Source organism: Citromicrobium bathyomarinum (assembly GCF_021021475.1).
Lineage (GTDB): Bacteria > Pseudomonadota > Alphaproteobacteria > Sphingomonadales > Sphingomonadaceae > Alteriqipengyuania > Alteriqipengyuania bathyomarina.
Genome location: NZ_JAINWL010000001.1, coordinates 970,409 through 993,524, shown reverse-complemented (window position 1 = coordinate 993,524; position 23,116 = coordinate 970,409). Strand labels below are relative to the sequence as shown.

At 64.3% G+C, this 23,116-nt stretch carries 24 protein-coding genes and 1 tRNA gene; 18 read left to right on the top strand and 7 right to left on the bottom strand.

From position 1 onward, the window contains the following. The first annotated feature begins 85 nt into the window (after positions 1–85). The 4 genes from nadB (at position 86) to K7H93_RS05080 (ending at position 5,578) form a co-directional block, all read left to right on the top strand. A complete protein-coding gene (gene nadB / locus K7H93_RS05095; RefSeq protein ID WP_010233869.1) occupies positions 86–1,681 on the top strand; it encodes an L-aspartate oxidase in 1,596 nt (531 codons plus the stop codon). Between the two features lie 154 nt (positions 1,682–1,835). Further along, a complete protein-coding gene (locus K7H93_RS05090) occupies positions 1,836–2,639 on the top strand; it encodes a GGDEF domain-containing protein (protein WP_230782755.1) in 804 nt (267 codons plus the stop codon). A 110-nt stretch (positions 2,640–2,749) separates the two neighbouring features. Beyond that, entirely contained in the window at positions 2,750–3,031 is a 282-nt protein-coding gene (locus K7H93_RS05085; protein WP_010233872.1) for a hypothetical protein, read from the top strand. A 474-nt stretch (positions 3,032–3,505) separates the two neighbouring features. Next, a complete protein-coding gene (locus tag K7H93_RS05080) occupies positions 3,506–5,578 on the top strand; it encodes a ribonucleoside-diphosphate reductase subunit alpha (RefSeq protein ID WP_230782754.1) in 2,073 nt (690 codons plus the stop codon). A gap of 175 nt (positions 5,579–5,753) precedes the next feature. On the opposite strand, the gene K7H93_RS05075 is transcribed toward K7H93_RS05080, so the two are convergent. Continuing rightward, entirely contained in the window at positions 5,754–6,440 is a 687-nt protein-coding gene (locus K7H93_RS05075; protein ID WP_230782753.1) for a type 1 glutamine amidotransferase domain-containing protein, read from the bottom strand. Between the two features lie 294 nt (positions 6,441–6,734). Between K7H93_RS05075 and K7H93_RS05070 the strand changes: the two genes are divergently transcribed. Continuing rightward, positions 6,735–7,337, top strand: a complete 603-nt coding sequence (locus tag K7H93_RS05070; protein ID WP_230782752.1) for a TetR/AcrR family transcriptional regulator — start codon at positions 6,735–6,737, stop codon at positions 7,335–7,337. A 111-nt stretch (positions 7,338–7,448) separates the two neighbouring features. Here the strand turns inward: K7H93_RS05070 and K7H93_RS05065 are convergent, their stop codons facing one another. Continuing rightward, positions 7,449–7,691 (bottom strand): DUF2171 domain-containing protein, encoded by a 243-nt coding sequence (locus K7H93_RS05065; protein ID WP_010233876.1) that lies wholly within the window; start codon positions 7,689–7,691, stop codon positions 7,449–7,451. 154 nt (positions 7,692–7,845) lie between these two features. Here K7H93_RS05065 and K7H93_RS05060 point away from each other — a divergent pair, with 154 nt between their 5' ends. From K7H93_RS05060 to K7H93_RS05050, 3 genes are all read left to right on the top strand, one after another. Further along, on the top strand, positions 7,846–8,421 hold the full coding sequence (locus tag K7H93_RS05060; RefSeq protein WP_230782751.1) for a hypothetical protein: 576 nt from the start codon (positions 7,846–7,848) through the stop codon (positions 8,419–8,421). 155 nt (positions 8,422–8,576) lie between these two features. After that, complete coding sequence (locus tag K7H93_RS05055) at positions 8,577–9,641, top strand: ribonucleotide-diphosphate reductase subunit beta (RefSeq protein WP_230782750.1); 1,065 nt, start codon at positions 8,577–8,579, stop codon at positions 9,639–9,641. Between the two features lie 23 nt (positions 9,642–9,664). Then, on the top strand, positions 9,665–11,011 hold the full coding sequence (locus K7H93_RS05050) for a tetratricopeptide repeat protein (protein WP_230782749.1): 1,347 nt from the start codon (positions 9,665–9,667) through the stop codon (positions 11,009–11,011). Positions 11,012–11,053: 42 nt separating this feature from the next. On the opposite strand, the gene K7H93_RS05045 is transcribed toward K7H93_RS05050, so the two are convergent. From K7H93_RS05045 to K7H93_RS05035, 3 genes are all read right to left on the bottom strand, one after another. After that, a complete protein-coding gene (locus tag K7H93_RS05045; protein WP_230782748.1) occupies positions 11,054–11,611 on the bottom strand; it encodes a thermonuclease family protein in 558 nt (185 codons plus the stop codon). A 113-nt stretch (positions 11,612–11,724) separates the two neighbouring features. Further along, entirely contained in the window at positions 11,725–12,171 is a 447-nt protein-coding gene (locus tag K7H93_RS05040; protein ID WP_230782747.1) for a DUF4870 family protein, read from the bottom strand. Between the two features lie 79 nt (positions 12,172–12,250). Continuing rightward, positions 12,251–13,189, bottom strand: a complete 939-nt coding sequence (locus tag K7H93_RS05035) for a formate/nitrite transporter family protein (RefSeq protein WP_230782746.1) — start codon at positions 13,187–13,189, stop codon at positions 12,251–12,253. Between the two features lie 346 nt (positions 13,190–13,535). Here K7H93_RS05035 and K7H93_RS05030 point away from each other — a divergent pair, with 346 nt between their 5' ends. The 8 genes from K7H93_RS05030 to K7H93_RS04995 all read left to right on the top strand — a co-directional run bounded on the left by K7H93_RS05030 (position 13,536) and on the right by K7H93_RS04995 (position 18,884). Further along, a complete protein-coding gene (locus K7H93_RS05030; protein WP_230782745.1) occupies positions 13,536–13,805 on the top strand; it encodes a hypothetical protein in 270 nt (89 codons plus the stop codon). Between the two features lie 26 nt (positions 13,806–13,831). Next, positions 13,832–14,083, top strand: coding sequence for a hypothetical protein (locus K7H93_RS05025; protein WP_054526379.1), 252 nt, complete (start codon positions 13,832–13,834; stop codon positions 14,081–14,083). Between the two features lie 69 nt (positions 14,084–14,152). Next, positions 14,153–15,085, top strand: a complete 933-nt coding sequence (gene argB, locus K7H93_RS05020) for an acetylglutamate kinase (RefSeq protein WP_054526378.1) — start codon at positions 14,153–14,155, stop codon at positions 15,083–15,085. A 75-nt stretch (positions 15,086–15,160) separates the two neighbouring features. Next, positions 15,161–15,457 (top strand): YggT family protein, encoded by a 297-nt coding sequence (locus K7H93_RS05015; RefSeq protein WP_054523527.1) that lies wholly within the window; start codon positions 15,161–15,163, stop codon positions 15,455–15,457. Next, entirely contained in the window at positions 15,454–16,347 is an 894-nt protein-coding gene (gene folD / locus K7H93_RS05010; protein ID WP_230782744.1) for a bifunctional methylenetetrahydrofolate dehydrogenase/methenyltetrahydrofolate cyclohydrolase FolD, read from the top strand. Before K7H93_RS05015 ends, folD begins: the two co-directional genes overlap by 4 nt. Then, a complete protein-coding gene (locus K7H93_RS05005; protein WP_230782743.1) occupies positions 16,347–17,111 on the top strand; it encodes a hypothetical protein in 765 nt (254 codons plus the stop codon). The genes folD and K7H93_RS05005 overlap by 1 nt, the downstream gene beginning before the upstream one ends. Before the next feature lie 21 nt (positions 17,112–17,132). After that, complete coding sequence (locus tag K7H93_RS05000) at positions 17,133–17,756, top strand: MarC family protein (protein WP_230782742.1); 624 nt, start codon at positions 17,133–17,135, stop codon at positions 17,754–17,756. A 78-nt stretch (positions 17,757–17,834) separates the two neighbouring features. Beyond that, entirely contained in the window at positions 17,835–18,884 is a 1,050-nt protein-coding gene (locus tag K7H93_RS04995; protein WP_230782741.1) for a serine hydrolase domain-containing protein, read from the top strand. Here K7H93_RS04995 and K7H93_RS04990 read toward each other — a convergent pair. Continuing rightward, a complete protein-coding gene (locus K7H93_RS04990; RefSeq protein ID WP_230782740.1) occupies positions 18,871–19,476 on the bottom strand; it encodes an LON peptidase substrate-binding domain-containing protein in 606 nt (201 codons plus the stop codon). The two genes, K7H93_RS04995 and K7H93_RS04990, sit on opposite strands and share 14 nt — an antisense overlap. A 5-nt stretch (positions 19,477–19,481) precedes the next feature. Beyond that, positions 19,482–20,411, bottom strand: coding sequence for a tetratricopeptide repeat protein (locus K7H93_RS04985; RefSeq protein WP_230782739.1), 930 nt, complete (start codon positions 20,409–20,411; stop codon positions 19,482–19,484). Positions 20,412–20,605: 194 nt separating this feature from the next. Here K7H93_RS04985 and K7H93_RS04980 point away from each other — a divergent pair. Together K7H93_RS04980 and K7H93_RS04975 are read left to right on the top strand one after the other, a co-directional pair. After that, a tRNA-Gly gene (locus K7H93_RS04980) sits at positions 20,606–20,680 on the top strand. 240 nt (positions 20,681–20,920) lie between these two features. Continuing rightward, positions 20,921–23,107, top strand: coding sequence for a TonB-dependent receptor (locus tag K7H93_RS04975; RefSeq protein WP_230782738.1), 2,187 nt, complete (start codon positions 20,921–20,923; stop codon positions 23,105–23,107). The last annotated feature ends 9 nt before the right edge of the window (positions 23,108–23,116 follow it).

Genomic DNA, 23,116 nt, shown 5'->3' with positions numbered 1-23,116 from the left:
ATCCCCGGTGGTGTCGGTCTATCTTCGCTTCACCCAATCCCTTCTTGCTTGTCCAATGACAAAAGCCGTCATAGCTGCATCGGATATGACACAGCAAAGCGCGCAACATGATGTCCTCGTGATCGGCTCGGGCGCGGCTGGCCTCACCGCGGCGCTGGCCCTTGCCGAAGAGAAGAAGGTGCTGGTGCTCGCCAAGGGCTCGCTCACCGGGGGCAGCACGGCTTGGGCGCAGGGCGGGATCGCCGCCGTGCTCGACGCGGGCGACACCTTCGAAGATCATATCCGCGATACGATGGTCGCTGGCGCGGGGCTCAATGATCGCGAGACGGTCGAATTCGTGATCGAACGCGCGCCCCATGCGATCGACCGGCTGATCGAGCTGGGCGTGCCCTTCAACAAGGAAAGCGGTGCGCTGCATCTGACCCGCGAGGGCGGGCACTCGCATCGCCGGATCGTGCATGTGAACGATGCCACCGGCTGGGCGGTGCAGTCCGCGCTGCTCAAGGCGGCGGAGGAAAACCCCAACATCACCCTGCTGCCGGGCCGCACCTGCGTCGACCTGATCACCGGGCGACACGAGCTGCGCTATTCGGGCGCAGGCCAGGTGTGGGGTGCCTATGCGCTCAACGAGGAAACCGGCGAGGTCGAGGCACATGTCGCGCGCGCGACCGTGCTCGCGGCAGGCGGGGCGGGGCGCTGCTACCTGTTCAGCACTGCGCCGCGCGGAGCGACCGGCGATGGCATCGCGATGGCGTGGCGCGGGGGCGCGCGGGTCGCCAACATGGAAATGATGCAGTTCCACCCGACCTGCCTCTATAACCTCGAGGTCAAGAACTTCCTGATTACCGAAGCGGTGCGGGGCGAGGGCGGGCGGCTCTACAACCCGCGCACGGGCAAGCGGTTCATGGAGTTCTATGATCCCGAGCGGCTGGAGCTGGCGCCGCGCGACGTCGTGGCCCGCGCGATCGATGCCGAGATCAAGCGCTTCGGGCTCGACTACGTCCATCTCGACATCAGCCACCAGCCGCCCGAATTCGTGAAGGAGCATTTCCCCACGATCCACGAGAAGCTGCTCGGCCTCGGCATCGACATGACCACCGGACCGATCCCGGTGGTGCCCGCGCAGCACTATACCTGCGGCGGGGTTCTGGTGGACCTCTATGCGCGCACCGATCTGCCCGGCCTGTGGGCGGCGGGCGAGTGTATCGAAAGCGGGCTGCACGGGGCCAACCGCCTCGCCTCCAACAGCCTGCTCGAATGCTTCGTCTTCGGCGAGGCGGCGGCGCGCGATATCCTGTCGATGTGGGACGAGCTCGACGCGCCGCCGGAAATCCGCCCGTGGGACGCGAGCCGGGTGACCGATTCGGACGAGGCCGTCGTCATCAAGCAGAACTGGACCGAGATCCGCCGCTTCATGTGGAACTATGTCGGCATCGTGCGCACGACCAAGCGACTCGAACGGGCGGCGAACCGCATCCGCCTGCTCCAGAGCGAGATCGACGACTATTACGGCAGCTTCCGGGTGACGACCGATCTGATCGAGCTGCGAAACCTCGTCCAGGCGGCCGAGCTGATCGTGCGCTGCGCGCTCGAACGCAAGGAAAGCCGGGGGCTGCACTTCACTCTCGACCATCCGCAGACGGACAGCATTGCCCGCGATACCGTGCTGCTACCGCGTTGAGCCCGTCCCCGTCGGCGGACAGGCCGGGGTGAGAAACCGTTAACCCCTTCCCTGATAGCCCGCTCCCCGGACGGGAGGCCTCGTTCCATCACGGAGGCCATTTTCGGTGCGGTTCTATTGTGCCACCCGGCGGGTGTTTCCCCGCCACTACATCTTGCGCATCTTCTTGTTGTGCTTCGTTTCGGTCCACCTGCCGATCCTCGCCTTTGCCGGCACGATGGCCTGGCTGGGTACGTGGAGCTGGGCGGTTTTCTGGCCGATCCTGCTTGCCACGGTGCTGGGCACCGGCGCGGCAATTCTGGGCATGGCCGGTCTGCTCAAGCCGATCGGGATCGCGACCGAACAGCTGCGCCGGGTGCAGCGCGGCGAGATGGTGGAGCGCATTCCGGAAGGCGGCCCCGACATGGCGGGCCAGCTGCTCGCCGCGGTGGAGCTTGCCGCGCAGGCGACGCGCGAGCGGGTGGAGAAGGTCCGCAGTCTTGCCGGCAGTGATCCGCTGACCGGGCTGCGCAACCGGCGCGGGCTCAACGAAAGTCTCCAGGCGGTGCTCGCCAGCGGAGGCAGCGGAACGATCGCGGTGCTCGACTGCGACCGGTTCAAGCAAGTGAACGACACTCTGGGCCATGCTGCGGGCGACCGCGCGCTGCGCGCGATTGCCGGCGGAATTCGCGCGCATACCCGCGAGGCTGACACCGCCGCCCGCTGGGGGGGAGACGAGTTCGTCATCTACTTTGCGGATCTCGACCCCGATGCGGCGGGGCAGGTGCTCGTGCGGATTCGCGATGCGCTGCACCAGCAGCCCGCCGCCCTGATCGACGATCAGCCGCTGGGCTTCTCCTTCGGGCTGGCGCGGCTGGGCGGAGCGCAGGGCCACCGCGATTCGAACAGCGCCTTCGATGCCGCCGACCGCGATCTCTACCGCGCCAAGCAGGCCTGTCGCGGCGCAATACCGGCCTGATCCCGTTTTCCACCGGCATAACAATTGCTAATTATGGCTGAATCGGGGCGCTGAGCCATTGGTGGGGTGTGCCGCCCACCGGGGCGGAAGCAACAGCAAGGACAGACGTCATGAAGAAGTTCGCATTTTTCGCCGCCCTGCCGGTCGCCGCCCTCGCGCTGAGCGCGTGTGGCCAGGATGACGCCGTCGAAGAGCGTGGCGATATGCTCGAAGAGCGCGCCGACGCGGTCGAAGATTACGGCGATGATCAGGCCGCAGCGATGGAAGAACGCGCCGACGAAGCGCCGACCGATGCGCAGGAAGATGCGCTCAACGCCCGCGCCGAGGAAATCGACGACATCGGCGACGAACGTGCCGACGCGCTCAACGAACGCGCCGACGAAATGGAATAAGGCTTCGCGCCTAATTCGCCGGTCTTTCCGGCAAGGGGCCTCCGTCAGAAATGGCGGGGGCCTTTTTCGTCGATTCTTGCGTTCGAGGATATGCCCGATGCATTTTTTCGAAGCGCTTTTCGCGAAGCGGGCGCTGCTAGCGCACCCGCCTGGCAAGCTGAATCCACCTAGCGGTTTTTACCCACAGTTTGGTTGCGCCGGACCGCGGCTCCCGAATCGGCGCACCCGGTGCCTTTGACGACTCGTCCAGACCCTTTGGCGGGCCGTCCCGTGGTTTTTTGAGTCGCCCCACCCTTGCGCCACCCGGCTGGCTGATTCATGTTTGCTGTCCTTCGCGATACGGACGCGGTCCGGGAGCAGGGCTCTCGCGGGGGACGCGTGATAGTGCGGGCAAGATCCGCCAATGCGCGGTTTAGGAAACAGCATGGGGCGTCACCACGGCGCACCATTCGGGCAATGCGTTAGGGGCGAGCTATGGAATTCAGCACTGGCGAGGCCGATATTTCCAATATGGGCGAAGACACGGCACGCCCCCACGGCAAAACGACGGGCGGCAAGACCGCCGGCGGCAAAGGGCAAAAGGGTGCGAAGGCATCCGGCAAGGCCCAGAAGAAGGCAGTTACGATGGACAAGGATGATCGCGGCTCGGGCGAACTGGTCGCCGAAGCCACCGCCGAGGCGATGGCCAGGGCGGTCGCGGCGAGCGCCGCCGACACCTCCGACAGCAAGAAGATCAACCCGCGCCGGTTCGAGATCGTCACCGATTCCGCGCGCGATGCGAACCTGACCGAATTCGGCAAGGAGACGCTGGAAGACCGTTACCTGCTGCCGGGCGAATCCTATCAGGACCTGTTCGCCCGCGTCGCCGATGCCTATGCCGACGACCAGGCGCATGCGCAGCGTCTGTACGATTACATCTCGAACCTGTGGTTCATGCCCGCGACCCCGGTGCTGTCGAACGGCGGCACCAATCGCGGCCTGCCGATTTCGTGTTACCTCAACTCGGTCGAAGACAGCCTCAACGGCATCGTCGACACCTGGAACGAGAACGTGTGGCTCGCGTCCAAGGGCGGCGGGATCGGCACCTACTGGGGCAATGTCCGCGGGATCGGTGAGCCGGTCGGCCTCAACGGCAAGACCAGCGGCATCATTCCCTTCGTGCGCGTGATGGATTCGCTCACGCTGGCGATTTCGCAGGGTTCGCTGCGCCGTGGCTCGGCCGCGTGCTATATCGACATCCGCCACCCGGAGATCGAGGAATTCCTCGAAATCCGCAAACCCTCGGGCGACTTCAACCGCAAGGCGTTGAACCTGCACCATGGCGTGCTCGTCACCGACGAGTTCATGGAAAAGGTCCGCGCGGGCGAGGAATTCGATCTTGTTTCCCCGCGCGATGGATCGGTGCGCAAGACGGTCGACGCGCGCAGCCTCTTCCAGAAGCTGGTCGAAACCCGGCTGGCGACGGGTGAGCCGTATATCGTGTTCTCCGACACGGTGAATTCGATGATGCCCAAGCATCACCGCGATCTGGGCCTCAAGGTCTCGACCTCGAACCTGTGCAGCGAAATCACTCTCCCCACGGGCCGCGACCACCTCGGTAACGACCGCACGGCGGTGTGCTGCCTTAGCTCGCTCAACCTCGAAAAGTGGGACGAGTGGAACAGCGACAAGCAGTTCATCGAGGACGTGATGCGCTTCCTCGACAACGTGCTGCAGGACTATATCGACCGCGCCCCGCCCGAAATGGCGCGGGCCAAGTATTCCGCCAGCCGCGAACGCAGCGTCGGCATGGGCGTGATGGGCTTCCACTCCTTCCTGCAGAGCAAGAACCTGCCGCTCGAAGGGCCGATGGCCAAGGCGTGGAACATCAAGATGTTCCAGCACATCAGCACCGCGGCCAACGAAGCCTCGATGATGCTCGCGCATGAGCGGGGCCCGTGCCCCGATGCCGAGGAAATGGGCGCGATGGAGCGCTTCAGCTGCAAGATGGCGATCGCGCCGACCGCGTCGATCAGTATCATCTGCGGCGGGACGTCTGCCTGCATCGAGCCGATCCCGGCGAATATCTACACGCACAAGACCCTGTCGGGCAGCTTCATCGTCAAGAACCCGTACCTGCAGGAGCTGCTGGCGAAGAAGAGCAAGGATTCGACCAATGTGTGGAATTCGATCCTCGAACGCGGCGGCAGCGTGGCGCACCTCGACTTCCTGACGCCGGAAGAAAAGGCGATCTACAAGACCAGCTTCGAAATCGACCAGCGCTGGCTGCTCGAATTCGCGGCGGACCGTTCGCCGATGATCGACCAGGCGCAGAGCCTCAACCTCTTCATCCCTGCCGATGTCGACAAGTGGGATCTGATGATGCTCCACTTCCACGCGTGGGAGAAGAAGATCAAATCGCTCTACTACCTGCGGAGCAAGAGCATTCAGCGCGCAGGCTTTGCCGGCGGCGTGGAGGCGGACAACACCTCCGAAGCGGCGAAGTACGAGCTGGCGGCTGGCACGGGCGAGCAGACCGATTACGAGGAATGCCTCGCCTGTCAGTAGGTTGGCACTGATTGGGGCTGCGCAAGCAAACTGATAGCCGCAATCCGCGTCCCGAATGGATGCGTCATTCAAAGAAAACCCCGGCGCGCCGATCGGCGAGCCGGGGTTTTCGTCAGGTTCGCCAAGCGGCGATCATGCAATCGCGCCCGGAGGCGAATGATCGCGGCCTGAGCCGTCACCCGGCTGCTTCGAGCGCCTTGAGCAGGGCCTTGGCGGCGGGGGCGGACGAGGCGGGGTTCTGGCCGGTGATAAGCAGGCCGTCCTCCAGCACGTAGGGGCCCCAGTCCGGGCCGCTGGAATAGTCGCCGCCCTTGGCCTTCAGCTCTTCCTCGACCAGGAAGGGCACCACGTCGGTCAGTCCGACGCCTTCTTCCTCGGTATTGGTGAAGCCGGTCACGCGCTTGCCCTCGACCAGCGGACGGCCGTCCTGTGCCTTCACATGGCGCAGAACGCCGGGTGCGTGGCACACCAGCGCGACGGGCTTGTCGGCGGCGATGAAGCTTTCGATCAGCGCGATCGAGGTCTTGTCCTCGGCCAGATCCCACAGCGGGCCGTGGCCGCCGGGGTAGAAGACCGTGTCGAAATCGGCCGCCTTCACATCCGCCAGCTTCACGGTTCCGCCCAGCTGCTTCATCGCAGCATCGTCGCTTTCGAAGCGGCGCGTGTCGTCGGTCTGGGCATCGGGCTCGCTGCTCTTGGGGTCGAGCGGCGGGCGTCCGCCAGCGGGCGAGGCGAGCGTGATGTCCGCCCCGGCATCCTTGAACGCGTAGTAGGGCGCGGCCAGCTCTTCGAGCCAGAAGCCTGTCTTCTTGCCCGTCTCGCCGAGCCGATCGTGCGAGGTCAGTACCATCAGGACCTTCATGATAATCTCCTTCGTTGCGGCACAAACTGGCCGCCCATGGATAGACCGGTCGGCCATGCCGCCGTCGCCACTCGCTTCGATGCGACAGCACAGCGACACCGCAGCCGGGTCGATGGAGCGAGATATAGGGATAATTAGACCGGTCGTCTAGAGCATCGCTATGCCTAGTTTGACCTCGCCGATCGCCGTCCGGACGTAGATAAAGCTGATACTCGTGAAAGCTGGCGTAAGCCGAGTCGATCTCGGAAGCGTCCTCGGGTAGACGACCGGTCTAGCCATGCCTATATCATGCCCATGGCCACCGCTTCACCTGCGCAGGATACCCGCTCCGCCATTCTCTCAGCCGGACAGGCGATCATGGGGCGCAAGGGGTATTCGGGTGTCGGCCTGACCGAAATCCTCACCGCGGCCGGTGTGCCCAAGGGTTCCTTCTACCACTATTTCGCGTCGAAGGACGCCTTCGGGGAGGCGATGGTCGCCGCCTATTTCGAGGATTACCTGGCCGGGATGGACGCGATCATCGGCAGGTCCGGCCTGACCGCGGCCGAACGCCTGATGCTCTACTTCGCCGACTGGCGGGAGAACCAGGTTGCGTATGATTGCCAGGGCCGGTGCCTCGCGGTGAAGCTTGGCGCGGAAGTCGCCGACCTGTCGGAGCCCATGCGGCTGGCGCTCAAGGCTGGAACGGGCGGTGTGGTCTCACGGCTGGAGGCCATGCTGCGGGCGGGCATCGCCGATGGTTCGCTGCGTTTCGAAGGCCATGCGGGCGATGTTGCCGCATCGCTGTACAATCTCTGGCTCGGCGCGAGCGTGATGGTGAAGATCGAGCGTTCGCACGAGCCGTTCGAGGCGGCGCTTCGCACCACGCGCCGGATGCTGGCGATATCCCAGGCCTGATCGGGTGCCGCGCGCCTCCGACAGCAAAAACCCCGGCGCGCGTAATGCGGGCCGGGGTTCTGGCGTGACGGGCCTTGGGGGGCGCCCGCACGTTGTGCCTATGCGCAAGAGTTACGCAGGCGTGGTTGCCTTGTTGCCGAGGCCGACGGGCAGCGGGGTGCCTTCCTTCAGGACGACGCGGTTGTCGTCGAGCTTTTCGACCGCGTCGAGCGCGATGAAGTGGTGCTGGTCGTCCATCGCGTCCGACTTGGTCAGCTTGATGCGTTCGTCTGCGACCTCATCGACCGTGCCGACGTGCTGGCCGGTCGAATCGACGATTTCCATGTGTTCCTTGATGCGGATCTTCTCGAACATAAATTGCTCCAATCGTTCTTTATTTTCAAAGGCCTGTGTCGGCCTGTCTTACATGAAACCAATGGATGGAGCGGGTGAATCGTTCCGAAGCGGCGGAGCGGGAGCGGCCATGCGTGCGCTTGCGGCGACGGTGTGAGTGCGGCATTCTGAGCCGATGGGGGGAGACGTAGCTCTGCATATCGGTGCGGCGGATCTTTCGTGGGGCGACCTGCAAATGATTGCGGTCCCGGCGCTGATAGTCGCAGCTATCGGGGTGGTCCTGTGGGGGCGCTGGCATTGGCGCGACTGGCGCATGCGCCGCGCGATCGAGAAGGGCGATCACGAGCGCGGTGCGCTGCTGGCGCTCGACCATGACGAGGAGACGCGCCCGCGATCGCTCCGTGACATCGCGACGGGCTTCGCCTTCATATTCATCGGCACGCCCGCCTTGCTGGTTTTTCAGATCAACTTCGCCGACGAACTCGAGCATATGCTGGGCAAGGGGTGGGGCTTCGCGGCAGCAATGCTCACCCTCGCCTTCATCACCGCGTGTGCGTGGATGTGGGAGAAGGTCAAGCGCAACGCGTTGTCGCCCGACGAACTCGCCGCGCTGGAGGAAGAGGAAGAACACCAGCGCTGGATGCGCTCGATCGACGGCGATTCGATGCCGGGGCTGTTCGTGACGCTCGCTTTCGGGGCCGCGATCCTGGCGGGGCTCTATTTCCTCTTTGCCGCGATAACCCCCGGCTAACGGTGATCTGCGTCAAAGACGCGGGCAGGCCGCGCTGCTTATCCCCGACCCAGTGGCCGCTCTTGCTATCGAATCACCGCTGTGATTCCTTATGTTGGTCCACCCAGTAAGATCGTAAACACCGAAGAAGGCCCCCGCGCCCCGGAGAACACCCAATGTCGCTGCTCGAAGCCCGCAAGACCTACAAGCCTTTCGAATATCCGTGGGCGTACGACTTCTGGAAGCGCCAGCAGCAGGTTCACTGGATGCCCGAGGAAGTGCCGCTGGGCGAGGATTGCCGCGACTGGGCGCAGAAGCTGTCCGAGCACGAGCGTAACCTGCTCACCCAGATCTTCCGCTTCTTCACCCAGGCCGATGTCGAGGTGCAGGACTGCTATCACGAGAAATACGGCCGGGTGTTCAAGCCGACCGAGATCAAGATGATGCTCGCGTCCTTCTCCAACATGGAGACGATCCACATCGCGGCCTACAGCCACCTGCTCGACACGATCGGCATGCCCGAGAGCGAGTACGGCATGTTCCTCGAGTACGAGGAGATGAAGGACAAGCACGACTACCTGCAGCAGTTCGGGGTCGACACGGACGAGGATATCGCGCGCACGCTCGCCGCGTTCGGCGGCTTTACCGAAGGCATGCAGCTGTTCGCCAGCTTCGCGATGCTGATGAACTTCCCGCGCTTCAACAAGATGAAGGGCATGGGCCAGATCGTCAGCTGGTCGGTCCGCGACGAAAGCCTCCACTGCGAAGGCATCATCCGCCTGTTCCACGAATTCGTGCGGGAGCGGGACTGCTACACCAAGGCGGTGAAGGAAGACATCATCGACATCTGCCAGAAGTCGGTGCGGCTGGAAGACAACTTCATCGACCTCGCCTTCGAAATGGGCCCGGTCAGCGGCATGACCGCGAAGGAAATCAAGAAGTACATCCGCTACATCGCGGACTGGCGGCTGGGCCAGCTGGGCCTCCAGCCGATCTACATGATCGACGAGCACCCGCTGCCCTGGCTGACCCCGCTGCTCAACGGCGTGGAGCACGCCAACTTCTTCGAACAGCGCGCCACCGAATATTCCAAGGGCGCCACCAAGGGCGACTGGAACACGGTGTGGAGCACCTTCGACAAGCGCAACAAGGCCAAGGCCGCGAACGAGGTGGAAGGCGCCGAGGACGACGGCCCGGGGCTGTTCGGCGATGATGCTGGGGGCGTGCAGGCGGCGGAGTAAGCCTCGAAACGAGTATGGAGACCTTGGTAGAGTTCTTCAAATTCATAGGGGAAGAGCAAAACGCTCGCGCACTCGGTATTTTGGGAGCCATTATTGGTGCTGTCGCTTTGGCGGGTTGGGCCATATTTAAGCACTGGTCGGGTGCCAAAAATCACCACAGCAACGAAATCCCTACTTTGGAGGAATTTCGGAAAATACTCGAGGCTGAGCGGGAGGAGCTTCTAGGGACGGTTGAGGGTGTATCAAAAGGAAATGAAGCCAGCTTACGAATTCAAATATCTGAACTTGATAAAAAATTAAAGGATGTAAGAGAGGCCTATAATCTCTCAGTGCAGCAGAATGCGGAGCTGCAAGGGCGATTTGATGATTTGTCTTCAGGCTATGAGGAGACATTCTCTGAAGCGCTGGTGGCTTTTAATAGGCGGGAGTTGGATGATGCGGAGAGACACTTTTCTGAATATTTGAGAGCCATTGATCCCCAACTTAAAGACGCCGCGTCAGCTTTCCTCGGCATCGCGATGTCTCGCGCTGAAAGAGCTGACTGGCCGGGCGCTGCCGATGCTTACAGCAAGTCTTTGATGCTCCATGAGTCAGAGTATGCGCTTGGACAAGCTTCAAGGTTCTTATGGTATGCAGGCGACCAGAGGACCGCACTAAGCTTAAGTACTCGCTTGGTGGAAAAAACCGCTAAGTCATATGGTGAGTTGAGCGAGGCTACTGCAAAAGCCCGAGCGCTAATGGCCGGGCAGTTGTATGACTTAGGTGAATTGGACGAAGCGCGGGTGCAGACCACAGCAGCCTTGGCTACTTTTGAGAAGTTAGGCAAGCGTGAAGATTGCTTTTACTTCAATCTACTCATGAATATGGGGAATATAAACTTCGTGGGTGGCGATCTGAATTCCGCCGAGGATTTTCACAGCCGGGCCCTGTCTGGATTGGTTGCGAATGCATGCGACAATGAAGTGATTGCGGCAGCGCGCAACGGTCTAGCTGAAACATTACGAGTTAAAGGGAAGATCTCAGAAGCGCGAAAGCTACTAGAGCTAAATCTCAAAGAGTCGCGCACGCTCTTCGGTGAGAGGCATCCCCACACGGCAAGAGCGCTGAATTTCCTTGCTAAATGCGAGTTCGACGAAGGCGACATTGGATCTTCGATGGAGCATCTCATTCGTTCGCTTGAAATACAGTGCGAAAGATTGGGCGATTTCCATCACAATTCAATATCCATAGCTAGCAATATACTAGGAATATCTCGCGAACACCCTGAATTCGAATCAGACGCTACCAAGATGGTAGAACGAAAATATGGTTCTATAATCGATCAAGCGTATACAGAAGTTGCAGATAGCAGCGTAGCGGGAGCGTCGTGATTTTCCTTTCCCAGTAGTTTGGCATGTGCGCGTTCCAGCCCCTCAACACCACTCCCGCCCGTTGCCGCCCCAGCGGGTAGCCAGCCCCTCCGCCTCCAGCGTCTCGACCGCGCTCTCGCCGCTGCGTGCGAGGACGCGCAGTTTGCGGCCGTAGCGGTCGGTGTCGCGGCCGTCGGGGGTGGGGTGGACTTCGAACGCGCCTTCGTTGAGCCACCGGGTCAGGCGCTCGGTCGCGCGGGTGCCGGCGATCCGCTCGGCCTCGCAGGACGGCTGGGAAATCTCCGGCGCGTCGATATCGGCGATGCGGATCTTCTCGCCATGAAGCCAGATCGTGTCGCCATCGACCACGCAGGTATGGCGCGATCCGCCCACGCACAGCGCGAATTGCGCGGAGACCGGCACGGGCGCGGACGGATTGTCGCTCGCCGCCTCTCCCATCACCGCCTTCCACGGGAACAGGACTGCAAACAGGCCGAGCGGCAGCACGATGGTCAGCGGGGTGATCGCGCCGCGCCACGAGGATGCGCGGGCGTTCGCGCGCGGCGTGCCACGCTGGCTGCTGCGCAGGCCGGTGCGCCGGTAATGAGACTCCTCACCCATGCGCGCGATGTTCGCGCGAAACCTCTCAACAGGAGGTAAACGGCGCGGGCTAAGTCATTCAAAAAAAGCGGGAGTTCGGTTGCGGATTGCCACCGGCCCGCGCGTCGGCCCGCCTAGAACCACCAGGTCTGCGGGTTGGGCATCGGCCGCCGGTTGGCCGCGGCGACCAGCGACAGGACGCTGCGCACGCAATACCAGATCATCGTCAGAAACCCGGCCCCGACCATCGCGACCACCAGAACGACCAGCTCTGCGGGCGGGTCGTCCCGGGAAGGGTTTGCCGCTGCGATCCACACCGCTGCGCCCAGCACGGTGACCACCATCGCGACGCTTACCCCAAAGCCGATCCAGAAGGTGCGGATCAGATAGGTGAAGTGGCTTTCCTCCCACGGCTCCCCATCATTCTCCCCGCGCCAGACATAGGCGAGGATCAGCCCGACGAAGACCGAGAGGCCAAGGATCAGCGTCGCCAGATAGAGCCCCGCGACGATCGCCGGGCGCTGGAAGGTCACTTCGGTCTGTGCCGTCCTGCGCTCGCGCGTGTCATCCCAGTCACTCATGTTCGCCCCCGCTTGCAAAGCCCGCTGCGATCATAGGCCCGTGCGCCCGTGTCGCAACGCTTTGGGGAGAGGGTTTGGGCTAGCGCCTCCGGTTGCGGCGCGTGCGGGGGCGTTCCTCGCCATAGACGTAGCCAGTGTCGAGCTCGGGCACGACCTGCGCATGGGCGAGCAGCGCGAACAGCACCCCGCCGCCCACCACATTGCCGAGGACCGCAGGCACCAGAAACCCGGACAGGCCCTGCGCCAGGCCGATGTTCCCGTCGAGCATGGTGATCCACAGCTCCGCCGATCCGACGATCGAGTGCGCGACTCCGCCAAGGTGCATCAGGCCGGTGATCGCGGCGATGATGAAAATCTCCTGCCGTTCGAGATTGGGCATCGCCCACACCAGCGCGGCGAGCATGAAGCCGGCCGGGATGCCCTTCAGGAAGGGCGCGGCCATGTATAGCGTGATTGCGTCCAGCGAATTCTGCTGGATCTGGCGGCCGATCTCTGGCTGGCCCGCGAGGTTGAAGTGGACGAACAGGGCGAAGGCGAAGGTGCCGACCATATTGCCCGCCAGTACGATCGCCCACAGCCGCAGGGTGCGGTGGAAATTGCGCCAGCATGGCGTGGTCGCCAGCGGGATCACTGCGGTGATCGTGCTCTCGGTGAACAATTGCAGCCGCCCTGAGATCACCGCGATGAAGCCGATCGCGTAGCCCAGCGCCATCAGCAGCGGCATCCACGGCCCGTCGGCCACTTCACTGGTAAAAATGCCGATCGCGAAGGGCGACAGGCCGATCACGAAGCCTGCGGCAATCGCCGACCACAGGAGCGCGGAGGCGGGGCGCTCCAGCTCGTCGATCCCGCGCTGGCGGATGATCTCGTGGACCAGCCGGGCGCTGGCGACCTCGTGGCTGGAGACGATCTCGCGCTCGTGATCGTCCAGATCCTCGCGCACGATGTCGTGGCCGCTCTCCCTGGCTGCGTCCACGCCCTGCGGCTTGTCCCGATCCGGGCCTTCTTGCTCTGCCATGCGATACAACCTTGTTGTGCCGGCAGGCATCGCGCGTGCCAGCGCTGAGCGCCCGGGATGGATAATGCGCGATCGCCCGCAAATATCCACGGCGGCCCGCATAACGCGGTCGAGCAGGGCCATGCGGAGCCCTGGCTGTCCTACTCGCAGCGGCTCGGCTAGCATGGCGGGGATGACCCGGTTTCGCGTTCCAGTCCTGTGGCCGCCGCTCCTGCGCGCAGCGGGCGCGGCGGGTTTTTTGGTCCCTGGACTGTGTGTCAGGTGTGTCAGGCTCGCAGCCGCTTTCGGAACTGCGCGGCGCCCTCGCGGCTTGTTCGGGTAACCCAACGCAACAGGAGACAGGATAATGGCAGACGACGACGCAATTCAGAAGAGCGGATCGAGCAAGTGGCTGTGGTTCGCAGTGATCGTCGTGCTGGCCGTGGCCGCCGTGATCGTCTTCCTCAACGCCGATGGCGACGAGCCTGCTCTGCCCGACAGCGCCACGACCACGCAGGAAGAACGGCTCAACACCGACCTCGACAGCACCGCGGGCGAGGATGCAACTGCGACGACCGACTCGCTTGATGGCGGCGAGGCCGCTATGCCTGACACTCAGGCCACGCCTGCCGACTAGAGACCATACCTGACTGGAGACCTGCGATGATGAACCGAACTGCCGCTCTCGCCCTGCCGTTGGCCGCGATGCTCGGGCTCGCAGCCTGCTCGCAGGCGGACGAAAAGACCTACGAGGCCGACGCTACCGACCAGAGCGGCGGCGAGTTGATCGTCACCGACGAGGATCCGGACGCGGTGCCGGTCGATACGCCGGACACGGCGATGACGCCCGCGCCCACCGACGAGGCTGCTCAGCCAGACGCAATGCCGGAAGCGGAAACGACTCCCGACGAGTAGCGCCATGACGGGCAGGGTGGGCATAGTCCCGCCTTCCCAAATCGGGCGAGTGCGGCTAGCGCGCGGAAAATGAGCGAGACCCCGCAGACCCCCTCCGCAGCCGACCCGTCGCTGGACGCGGGCGCCAAGGCCAGCGTCCTGATCGAGGCGCTGCCCTATCTGCGCCGCTACGCCGGGCGCACCTTCGTGGTGAAGTACGGCGGCCACGCGATGGGCGATCATGCCGCCGCGGCCAGCTTCGCGCAGGATATCGTGCTGCTGAAGGCGGTCGGCATCAACCCCGTGGTGGTTCACGGCGGGGGGCCGCAGATCGGCGCGATGTTGGGGAGGCTGGGTGTCGAAAGCAGCTTCGTCGATGGCCTGCGGGTGACCGACGAGGCAACGGTCGAGATTGCCGAGATGGTCCTCTCGGGCGCGATCAACAAACAGATCGTCGCCGCGATCCACGCCGCCGGTGGCCGCGCGCTGGGCATTTCGGGCAAGGATGCGGGCTTGGTCCGCGCGCGCAAGGTCGCCCGCGACACGCGCACCGAGGACAGCGCGATCGAACAGGTGGTCGATCTCGGCTTCGTTGGCGAACCGGCTGCGATCGATGCCTCGGTGATCGAACTGGCCACCAGCGGCGGCCTGATCCCCGTGATCGCCCCGATCGGTGCGGGCGAGCATGGCGAGACGTTCAATATCAATGCCGACACCATGGCCGGTGCTTTGGCCGGTGCGCTCGGCGCGGCGCGGCTGCTGCTGCTGACCGATGTGGCGGGCGTGCTCGACGGCGAGGGCAACCTGGTGACCGAGCTCGACGAGCAGAAGATCGAGGCGCTGCGGGCTCAGGGCGTCATCACCGGCGGGATGATCCCCAAGCTGGAGACCTGCCTTTCTGCGACCCGTGCCGGGTGCGAGGCGGCGGTCATTCTCGACGGGCGGGTCGATCATGCGATGCTGCTCGAGTTCTTCACCGCCCGCGGTGCGGGTACGCTCGTCAGGGCGGCCGAAAACGGCTAGGGCGGCCTTGCCTTCGCTCAGAGGCGTCTTACTCTCCTAAGACGCTCAACCGAAACCTCAGGAGACAGGGCCACCATGCAAGCCCTCTACACCATCTACCAGATCGTCGAACTGCTCACGAACGTGTTCGTGATGCTGATCATCGTCCAGTTCGTAATCGGTCTGCTGCTCGCGTTCAACGTCGTCAGCCGCGGCAATGACTTCGTTGTCGCGGTCTACCGCTCGATCAATTCGCTGCTCGATCCGGTCCTCAGCCCGATCCGCAGGATGCTGCCGCAGACCGGTGCGATCGATTTCTCGCCGCTGGTGCTGATCATCGTGCTGCAGATCTTCCTCATCATCCTCGAATCGGTCATCCGGAGCCTTGCGTGAGCGCACAGCTGATCGACGGGAAGGCCTTCGCGGCAAACTTGCGCGAAACGGTCGGCGAACACGCCGCAATCTTCGCCGAGAAGGCGGGGCGCAAGGCTGGCCTCGCGGTGGTGCTGGTCGGTGAAGACCCGGCGAGCGATGTCTATGTCCGCTCCAAGGCCAAGGCGACCGTGGCTGCCAATATGGAGAGCTTCGAGCATCGCCTGGCCGCCGACACCACCGAGGATGTGCTGATCGCGCTGGTCGAGCAGCTCAACGACGATCCGGCGGTCGACGGCATCCTCGTCCAGCTGCCTCTGCCCGGCGACCTCGACGAACAGGCGGTGATCGCAGCGATCGACCCGGGCAAGGATGTCGACGGGTTTCATGTCGAAAGCGCGGGGCGGCTGATGGTCGGCCAGCAGGGCTTTGTGCCGTGTACGCCGCTGGGCTGCATGATGATGCTGCGCGACCGGCTGGGCGACCTGTCGGGGATGAACGCGGTCGTCATCGGCCGCTCCAACATCGTCGGCAAGCCGATGGCGCAGCTGCTGCTCGACGCGAATGCCACGGTGACCATTGCGCACAGCCGCACCAGCGACTTGCCCGAGGTCGTCCGCCGCGCAGATATCGTCGTCGCCGCGGTTGGCCGCCCGGAAATGGTCAAGGCCGACTGGCTCAAGCCCGGCGCGACGGTGATCGATGTCGGGATAAACCGGCTTGCCCCTGCAGAGGGTGAAACCAAGGGGCGTCTCGTCGGCGATGTCGACTTCGAGGCCGCGAAAGAGGTCGCGGGCGCGATCACTCCGGTCCCCGGCGGGGTCGGCCCGATGACCATCGCGGTGCTGCTTCGCAATACGCTGGTCGCAGCCTATAGGCATGAAGGGCTGGAACTGCCGGAGGGGTTATAATGCGCGCCACGTCGACCATTGCGCTGATCGCGCTTGCCGCAACGCTGGGTGCGTGTGCGGCGGGTGGTCAGCCGCGTATCCCGCGTGACCGGATCGACCGCGCGCTCGCCTCCACGCAATATACTGCCCAGCCGAGCCTGGTGGTCGCGCGCGAGAGCGAGTTCGCCCGGGCCGCGCGCGAGAAGGGGCAGTGGACCGCATTCCGCGATTTCGCCGCCGACGGTGCGCTGCTGCACGGCCGCAACGGCCCGGTGCCTGCGCAGGCGGTGCTGGCGACGCTCGAAAATCCGCCGGCAGCAGTCCAGTGGTCGCCGCGTACCGTGATGATGAGCTGCGACGGGCGGATGGCGGTGAGCATGGGGCGCTTCCGCGATCCCGAGGGCCTGGTCGGCGATTTCGTGACCGTGTGGACGCGCGATCGCAACGACGACGAGTACGAATGGGCCTACGACGTCGGCGGCTACGACGATCCGCAGCCTGCACCGGTAGAGCGCGATCCCGATGAAATCGTCGCGACCGCCTATGACGCGGTGCAGGGCCTGGTGGCCGACTGCCCGAAAGGGGGCGCCACGGTGCCACCGCCGCCCACGCTCGGGCCTGGGGGCGACGCCAAGCGAGGCGAGCAGATCTCCCGCGATGGCACGCTGCGCTGGGTGTGGGAGCAGCTGCCGGACGGAACCAAACACGTTCGCGCGGACTACTACACTTCTGGCGCGTGGGAGACGATTGTCGACAAGCGCCTCGTTTCACCGCCTGAAGACTGACCGAGAGAGCGCCGCGCCCCTATGTTCGAGCTTTTCCTCTCCGCCTTCGTGACCTTCTTCGTCGTGGTCGACCCGCCGGGCTGCGCGCCGATCTATGCCGGGCTGACCAAGGGCGCGAGCGCGCAGCAGCGGCGCAACATGGCGCTGCGCGCGTGCCTGATCGCGGCGGCTATCCTGCTGGTGTTCGCGCTGTTCGGGGTCGACCTGCTCGCCGCACTGCATATCGAGCTCGACAGCTTCCGGATCGCGGGCGGACTGATGCTGTTCTGGATCGCGTGGGAAATGGTGTTCGAAAAGCGCACCCAGCGGCGCGAGGAACGCGCGGAGCGGATCGCGGCGAGCCCGGAAGTGGAGGACGTCTCGGTCTTCCCGATGGCGATGCCGATGCTTGCCGGGCCGGGCGCGATTGCCGCGATCATGCTGCTGATGAACGAGGCGGAATCCGTCGAGCAAATGGCCGTTGTGCTGGGCGCGCTGGCCGCGGTGCTCGCGATCACTGCCGTCGCGTTGATCGCGGCGGGCCCGCTGATGCGGCTGTTCGGCGACAAGGTCGAATCGGTCATCACCCGCCTGCTCGGCGTGCTGCTCGCGGCGCTGGCCGCGCAATATGTGATCGACGGGCTGCGCGGCGCCTTCGGGCTCTGACATCTCCGACTTTCCGGACGCGCGCGGTTCACGCGCGGTTAGGGGCCAGCGGCGCAACGTCGCTCGCGGGAGGAGCTTATGTCGATCAGGATCATCGTCGCGACGTTTCTCGCCTGCCTGCTGGGCAGCGCTGCGGCGGCGCAACCGTTGCCGCGCTACGATCTGGAGCAGCTTGAGGCTGCGATCGAAAAGGGCGAGCTGGGCGATATCGCCGCGCTCGCCAGCACGCAGGGCGGTGAGATCGTTTATCGCAAGCGGTTCGACGGGAAGGCACCCGGCACTCCGGTAGATATCAAGTCGGCAGGCAAGTCGATCACCGCGCTGGCGGTTGGCATGGCGATTATGGATGGCAAGCTGGCCGGCCGCGACGTGGCGGTGTGGCCGTACCTCGGCCATTCGCGGGGCGAGCCTTTCGATTCGATCACGGTGGGCGACCTGCTCGCCATGGCCAGCGCGCTCGACTGCGATGACCGGGACCGGAAGTCTCCCGGGCAGGAGGAGCGGATGTACCGGACGCGCGAATGGCGCGCCTTCGCGCTGGACCTCCCCGCGCGCGGCTTCACCCGGGGGGAGAATGGCTATGGCCCGTTCTCCTACTGCACGGCGGGCGTGTTCCTCCTCGGCCAAGTGGTCGAGACGGCGACGGGCGAGCGGTTCGACGATTACGTCCAGCGCCGCCTGTTCGACCCCCTCGGCATAGCGCGCCCCATCTGGCGGACCTCGCGCAGCGGCGAGATCCAGTCAGGCGGGCAACTGACCATTTCGGACGAAGCGCTGCTAAAGATCGGTCGCCTCGTCCTCGATCGCGGGGAATGGGACGGCCAGCAGGTGATCGACCGCGCGTGGATCGAGTCGATGCTGACCCCGCGCCACAGGTTGGGCGAACACCAATTCTACGGCGACCTGTGGTGGGCAACCCCGCTGCGCGCAGGCGAGCAATATGTGCCTGCGTGGATGATGAAGGGCAATGGCGGCAACATCGTCGCCGTCGTGCCCAGTCACGATGCCGTGCTGGTGGTGCAGAGGCGCAATTACAACAAGCGCGATGCGGAGCGGCACGCGTTCACCGCACTTTGGGCCATGCTCGGCGCGCTCGAACCGGTTACTGCCCCGGCTATTGCAAGGTAACCCGGTCGTCCGTGCCGTTCTGGCGACCGAAGAAATACATCAGCTGGATCAGCAGCTCGCACCGCGCGGCAAGGTCCGGCGTCTCCAGCAGCGCCTGCTTGGACGCGGCATCGAAGGGGGCGATCTGGCTGACCCCGTTGATCAGCGACTGGTCGTCGAGCTGGGCGACCGCATCCCAGTCCACCGAATAGCCCTGCGCATCGGCGAAACGGCGGGCTTCGCGTTCGAACCCGGCACGCTCGATCCCGCTTAGCACTTCATCGCCGTCCTCGGCGATCAGCTCGCCCTCGATCTGGCGGAAGGGGGTCGCGACATCGAGCTCGCGAATCATGCGAAAGCGGCTCTCCCCGTCGAGCACGAGGTTGTAGCGTCCGTCGTCCATCGCCTCGACATCGGCGATCTTGCCCACGCAGCCGATGTTGTAGAGCGGCGATCCATCGCGCGTGGTCTTGGGCTGGATCATCGCGATTCGCCGGTCGCGCGCCAGCGCATCGCTGACCAGCGCGCGATAGCGCGGCTCGAACATATGCAGCGGCAATTGCAGGCCGGGGAACAGGATCGCGCCGGTAAGCGGGAAGATGGACAGGCGCATCGGGCCTAACCGAACAGGATCTTGGACAGGCGACGACGGGTGGCGACCACCCATGCATCTTCCAGACCGACCGCCTCGAAGATCTGCAGCAGCTTGGTCCGCGCCGCGCCTTCGTTCCATTCGCGATCCGTCTCGACCATGGCCAGCAGCTCGTCCGCTGCGGCATCGCGCTGGCCAGCGGCGAAGGCGGCTTCGGCGTAGGTGTAGCGTGCGTCCATATCGCCGCCCTGGGCCTCCTCGCGCAGCGCCGCCAGCTCGCCCTCGTCGACCTTCTCGCCCGAGAGTTCAAGCTGCGCACCGGCCTGTGCCACGGCGGGGTCGGCCTTCTGCTCGTCGGTCAGCGCGTCGAAGGCGGCCTGCGCCTGCTCGTGCTGCCCGTTCGCCAGCAGCGCGCGAATCAGGCCGGACTGGATTTCCGGACGGCTCGCGATTTCGGGCGGGGCCGCGGTCGCGATCTCGGTGTAGAGCTGGACGGCTTTCTCGTTCTCGCCCGCATCCAGCAGCTGCTCTCCCATGGCGATCAGCTGCTCGACTTCGGGCATGCCATTATTGGCATCCGAATCGGCACCGGCCGCATTGGGATCGATCGGAAGCTGCGCGAGAATCTGGTCGAGCGCCTGCGTAAGCTGGCTTTCGCTGCGCGCGCTGGTCAGGTCGGCCACGGGGCGGCCCTGGAACATGGCGTAGACCGTGGGGATCGACTGGACCTGGAACTGGCTGGCGATGAACTGCTCTTCATCGACATTGATCTTCTTCAGCACCACGCCCTTATCGGCATATTGCGCCGCGACCTTTTCCAGCATCGGGGCGAGCGCCTTGCACGGGCCGCACCATTCGGCCCAGAAATCGAGCACCACCAGCTTCGTCATCGACGGTTCGACGACTTCCTTCTGGAAGCGTTCGACGGCTTTCTGTTCCTCTATATTGAGCCCCATGCTGGCCAAGTGCGATCCCCTTCTCTGTCGTGCGGTTGCAGGCTTTCGGTTTGCCCCAATGTGGGCCTTTCGTGGGGGATGTGAAGGGCCTGCAAAAACCTGTAATTTAGCGCTTGCGGTACCGGGCCCTCGTTGCTAATTGCCCGCTTCCCGTTCCGGACAGGCCCTCGCGGCCCGCCGGAAACGCCAAGTGAGCGGGCGTAGCTCAGGGGTAGAGCACAACCTTGCCAAGGTTGGGGTCGGGCGTTCGAATCGCCTCGCCCGCTCCATTTTCTTCAGAACAATCCGGCTTTGCCGGGCGTCCGCGCAGTGTCACTGCGGTTCGCCCGGATCTTCCGCGTCCTGCGCGGCGGCAACGTGCGCGCTTCGCCGGTTGCCTGCTTTCCTTAGATTTACCGACGAACGAACGATTCGGGTCGCCGAAGCGCAATATCGGTCTTGCGCTCGCAAGAATGAAACGTTAGCTGCGGATGATATAAAGTAACACACAAACAGGATCGTTCACCCTTATGAAGCTCTCCTCCATCGGCAGCCTGCCGCTGCTCGCCATTGCCCTGGCCGCCGTTCCCTGTGCCGCTCAGGCGCAAACGGCCGATGATCCTGCGGACAGCAGCAGTGATGATGTCGGCGACGACTTCCACAACCGCACCAGCCAGCAGGCAGATATCGTGGTCACTGCGGGCAGGAGCCTGAGCCAGCTCGACGTGCTTGCCGGCACCTCGGTCGTCGAAGGGGTCGAACTGCAAAGAAACATGAACGGTCAGGTGGGCGAGATTCTCGAGGATCTGCCCGGGGTTTCGGGCAGCGGCTTCTCGCCCGGCGCTTCGCGCCCGGTGGTTCGCGGCTTCAGCGGAGAGCGCGTCCGGGTGATGAGCGACGGGATCGGCTCGCTCGACGCATCGAACACCTCGGACGATCACGCGGTCAGCATCGACCCTCTGACCGTCGAGCGGATCGAGGTTCTGCGTGGCCCCGCCGTGTTGCTTTACGGCAGCCAGGCGATCGGCGGCGCGGTCAACGTGATCGACAAGCGCATTCCGCGCAGCATCCCCGACGAGCCGATCCATATCGACGGGCTGGCGAGCTATGACAGCGTCAACGACGAATACCGCGTCGGTGCTTCGGTCGACGCGCCGCTGGGTGGCGGTTTCGTCGCGCATATTGATGGCAGCTACCTCGATGCGGGCGACGTCAACGTGCCCGGCTATGTGCTGAGCGACGGTCTTCGCGCCGATGTTCTTGCCGAGGCCGACGAACACGAGGGCGAAGGCGAGCTTGAAGAGGCCGCCGAACTGCGCGCGGTCGCGAACCAGCAGGGCGTCGTGCCCAACACCTTTGTCGAGACCAAGTCGGTGAACGCTGGCCTCGCCTTCTTCTCCGGCGGCAGTAATTTCGGTTTCGGTGGCGGCTATTACGAGACCACTTACGGCGTCCCCGAAAATCCTGCCGGGGGACACGAGCACGAAGACGGCGGCGAGGAAGAGGGCGGCGAAGAGGGCGTCTCGATCGGGCTCAAGCAGTACCGCGCAGAATATCGTGGCGACCTGGACCTGGGCTCGGGTTTCCTCGACCGGCTGCAGACTCGCGTAGGCTACAGCGACTATACCCACACCGAATTCGAAGGCTCCGAGGTCGGGACCGTGTTCGATGTCGAAGGGTTCGAGGGACGGGCGGAGTTCATTCAGGCTCCCGTCGGGAACCTGCGCGGCTCGTTCGGCGGGCAGTTCTACATTCGCGACTTCTCGGCGACGGGTGAAGAGGCCTTCGTCGCCCCCAACCAGACCGAACAGTACGGCTTCTTCACGCTTCAGGAGCTGAGCTTCGGGGACTTCCAGCTCGAAGGTGCCGCACGTTTCGAAACCTCAAGTGTCTCCTCGACGCCGCTGAACGTCGATCGCAACTTCAACATCTTCTCCGGCGCGCTGGGTGTCTCCTACGACATCGGCGGCCTGCGGGTCGGCGTAAACGGATCGCGCGTCGGCCGTGCCCCTGCCGGCGAGGAGCTGTTCGCCAACGGACCGCACGTCGCCACCGGCCAGTACGAGCTGGGCGATGTGGACCTCGAGGTCGAGCGTGCGTGGGGCCTGGAAGGCTTCGTGCGCGGCAATCTGGGCCCGGCGACCATCAGCCTGACCGCGTTCAAGAGCTGGTTCGACAACTACATCTACCTCAACAACACTGGCACTCTCGTCGAGGAAGACGGCAGCCCGCTGCCGGCAGGCGAGGAAGGCGGCCTGCCGCTGTTCAACTACCTGCAGCAGGATGCGACCTATTACGGGGTCGAAGCCGAACTCGCCGTGCCTTTCGTGGAGAGTGACACATTCTCCCTGCTCGGTGAAGCGAGTGCCGAGTACGTCAAGGCCGAGCTGGCCGACGGCAGCCCGGTCCCGCGCATTCCGCCGCTGGGCCTGACCGGTGCGCTGACCGCCAAGACCGGGCCGTTCGAAGTGCGCGGCGAGGTCCAGTACTTCGGCGAGCAGGACGATGTGCCCGCGTTCGAGAGTGCGACCGATGCCTTCACCTTCGTCAACGCCTCGGTCGCTTGGCGTCCGCTGCGCGGCAACGACAACGTGACCCTGCTGGCCAAGGTCGACAACATCTTCGACGTCGAAGGCCGCCGCGCGACCAGCTTCACGCGCGACTTCATCCCGATGGCGGGGCGTAACCTCTCGGTCAGCGCACGCTTCAGCTTCTAGGCGGGGCCT

What these genes read in the sequence shown, in the direction of transcription:
- nadB (WP_010233869.1), top strand. Translation starts at nt 86, where the DNA reads ATGACACAGCAAAGCGCGCAACATGATGTCCTCGTGATCGGCTCGGGC.
- K7H93_RS05085 (WP_010233872.1), top strand. Translation starts at nt 2,750, where the DNA reads ATGAAGAAGTTCGCATTTTTCGCCGCCCTGCCGGTCGCCGCCCTCGCG.
- K7H93_RS05080 (WP_230782754.1), top strand. Translation starts at nt 3,506, where the DNA reads ATGGAATTCAGCACTGGCGAGGCCGATATTTCCAATATGGGCGAAGAC.
- K7H93_RS05075 (WP_230782753.1), bottom strand. Translation starts at nt 6,440, where the DNA reads ATGAAGGTCCTGATGGTACTGACCTCGCACGATCGGCTCGGCGAGACG.
- K7H93_RS05070 (WP_230782752.1), top strand. Translation starts at nt 6,735, where the DNA reads ATGGCCACCGCTTCACCTGCGCAGGATACCCGCTCCGCCATTCTCTCA.
- K7H93_RS05065 (WP_010233876.1), bottom strand. Translation starts at nt 7,691, where the DNA reads ATGTTCGAGAAGATCCGCATCAAGGAACACATGGAAATCGTCGATTCG.
- K7H93_RS05060 (WP_230782751.1), top strand. Translation starts at nt 7,846, where the DNA reads ATGGGGGGAGACGTAGCTCTGCATATCGGTGCGGCGGATCTTTCGTGG.
- K7H93_RS05055 (WP_230782750.1), top strand. Translation starts at nt 8,577, where the DNA reads ATGTCGCTGCTCGAAGCCCGCAAGACCTACAAGCCTTTCGAATATCCG.
- K7H93_RS05045 (WP_230782748.1), bottom strand. Translation starts at nt 11,611, where the DNA reads ATGGGTGAGGAGTCTCATTACCGGCGCACCGGCCTGCGCAGCAGCCAG.
- K7H93_RS05040 (WP_230782747.1), bottom strand. Translation starts at nt 12,171, where the DNA reads ATGAGTGACTGGGATGACACGCGCGAGCGCAGGACGGCACAGACCGAA.
- K7H93_RS05035 (WP_230782746.1), bottom strand. Translation starts at nt 13,189, where the DNA reads ATGGCAGAGCAAGAAGGCCCGGATCGGGACAAGCCGCAGGGCGTGGAC.
- K7H93_RS05030 (WP_230782745.1), top strand. Translation starts at nt 13,536, where the DNA reads ATGGCAGACGACGACGCAATTCAGAAGAGCGGATCGAGCAAGTGGCTG.
- K7H93_RS05025 (WP_054526379.1), top strand. Translation starts at nt 13,832, where the DNA reads ATGATGAACCGAACTGCCGCTCTCGCCCTGCCGTTGGCCGCGATGCTC.
- argB (WP_054526378.1), top strand. Translation starts at nt 14,153, where the DNA reads ATGAGCGAGACCCCGCAGACCCCCTCCGCAGCCGACCCGTCGCTGGAC.
- K7H93_RS05015 (WP_054523527.1), top strand. Translation starts at nt 15,161, where the DNA reads ATGCAAGCCCTCTACACCATCTACCAGATCGTCGAACTGCTCACGAAC.
- K7H93_RS05005 (WP_230782743.1), top strand. Translation starts at nt 16,347, where the DNA reads ATGCGCGCCACGTCGACCATTGCGCTGATCGCGCTTGCCGCAACGCTG.
- K7H93_RS05000 (WP_230782742.1), top strand. Translation starts at nt 17,133, where the DNA reads ATGTTCGAGCTTTTCCTCTCCGCCTTCGTGACCTTCTTCGTCGTGGTC.
- K7H93_RS04995 (WP_230782741.1), top strand. Translation starts at nt 17,835, where the DNA reads ATGTCGATCAGGATCATCGTCGCGACGTTTCTCGCCTGCCTGCTGGGC.
- K7H93_RS04990 (WP_230782740.1), bottom strand. Translation starts at nt 19,476, where the DNA reads ATGCGCCTGTCCATCTTCCCGCTTACCGGCGCGATCCTGTTCCCCGGC.
- K7H93_RS04985 (WP_230782739.1), bottom strand. Translation starts at nt 20,411, where the DNA reads ATGGGGCTCAATATAGAGGAACAGAAAGCCGTCGAACGCTTCCAGAAG.
- K7H93_RS04975 (WP_230782738.1), top strand. Translation starts at nt 20,921, where the DNA reads ATGAAGCTCTCCTCCATCGGCAGCCTGCCGCTGCTCGCCATTGCCCTG.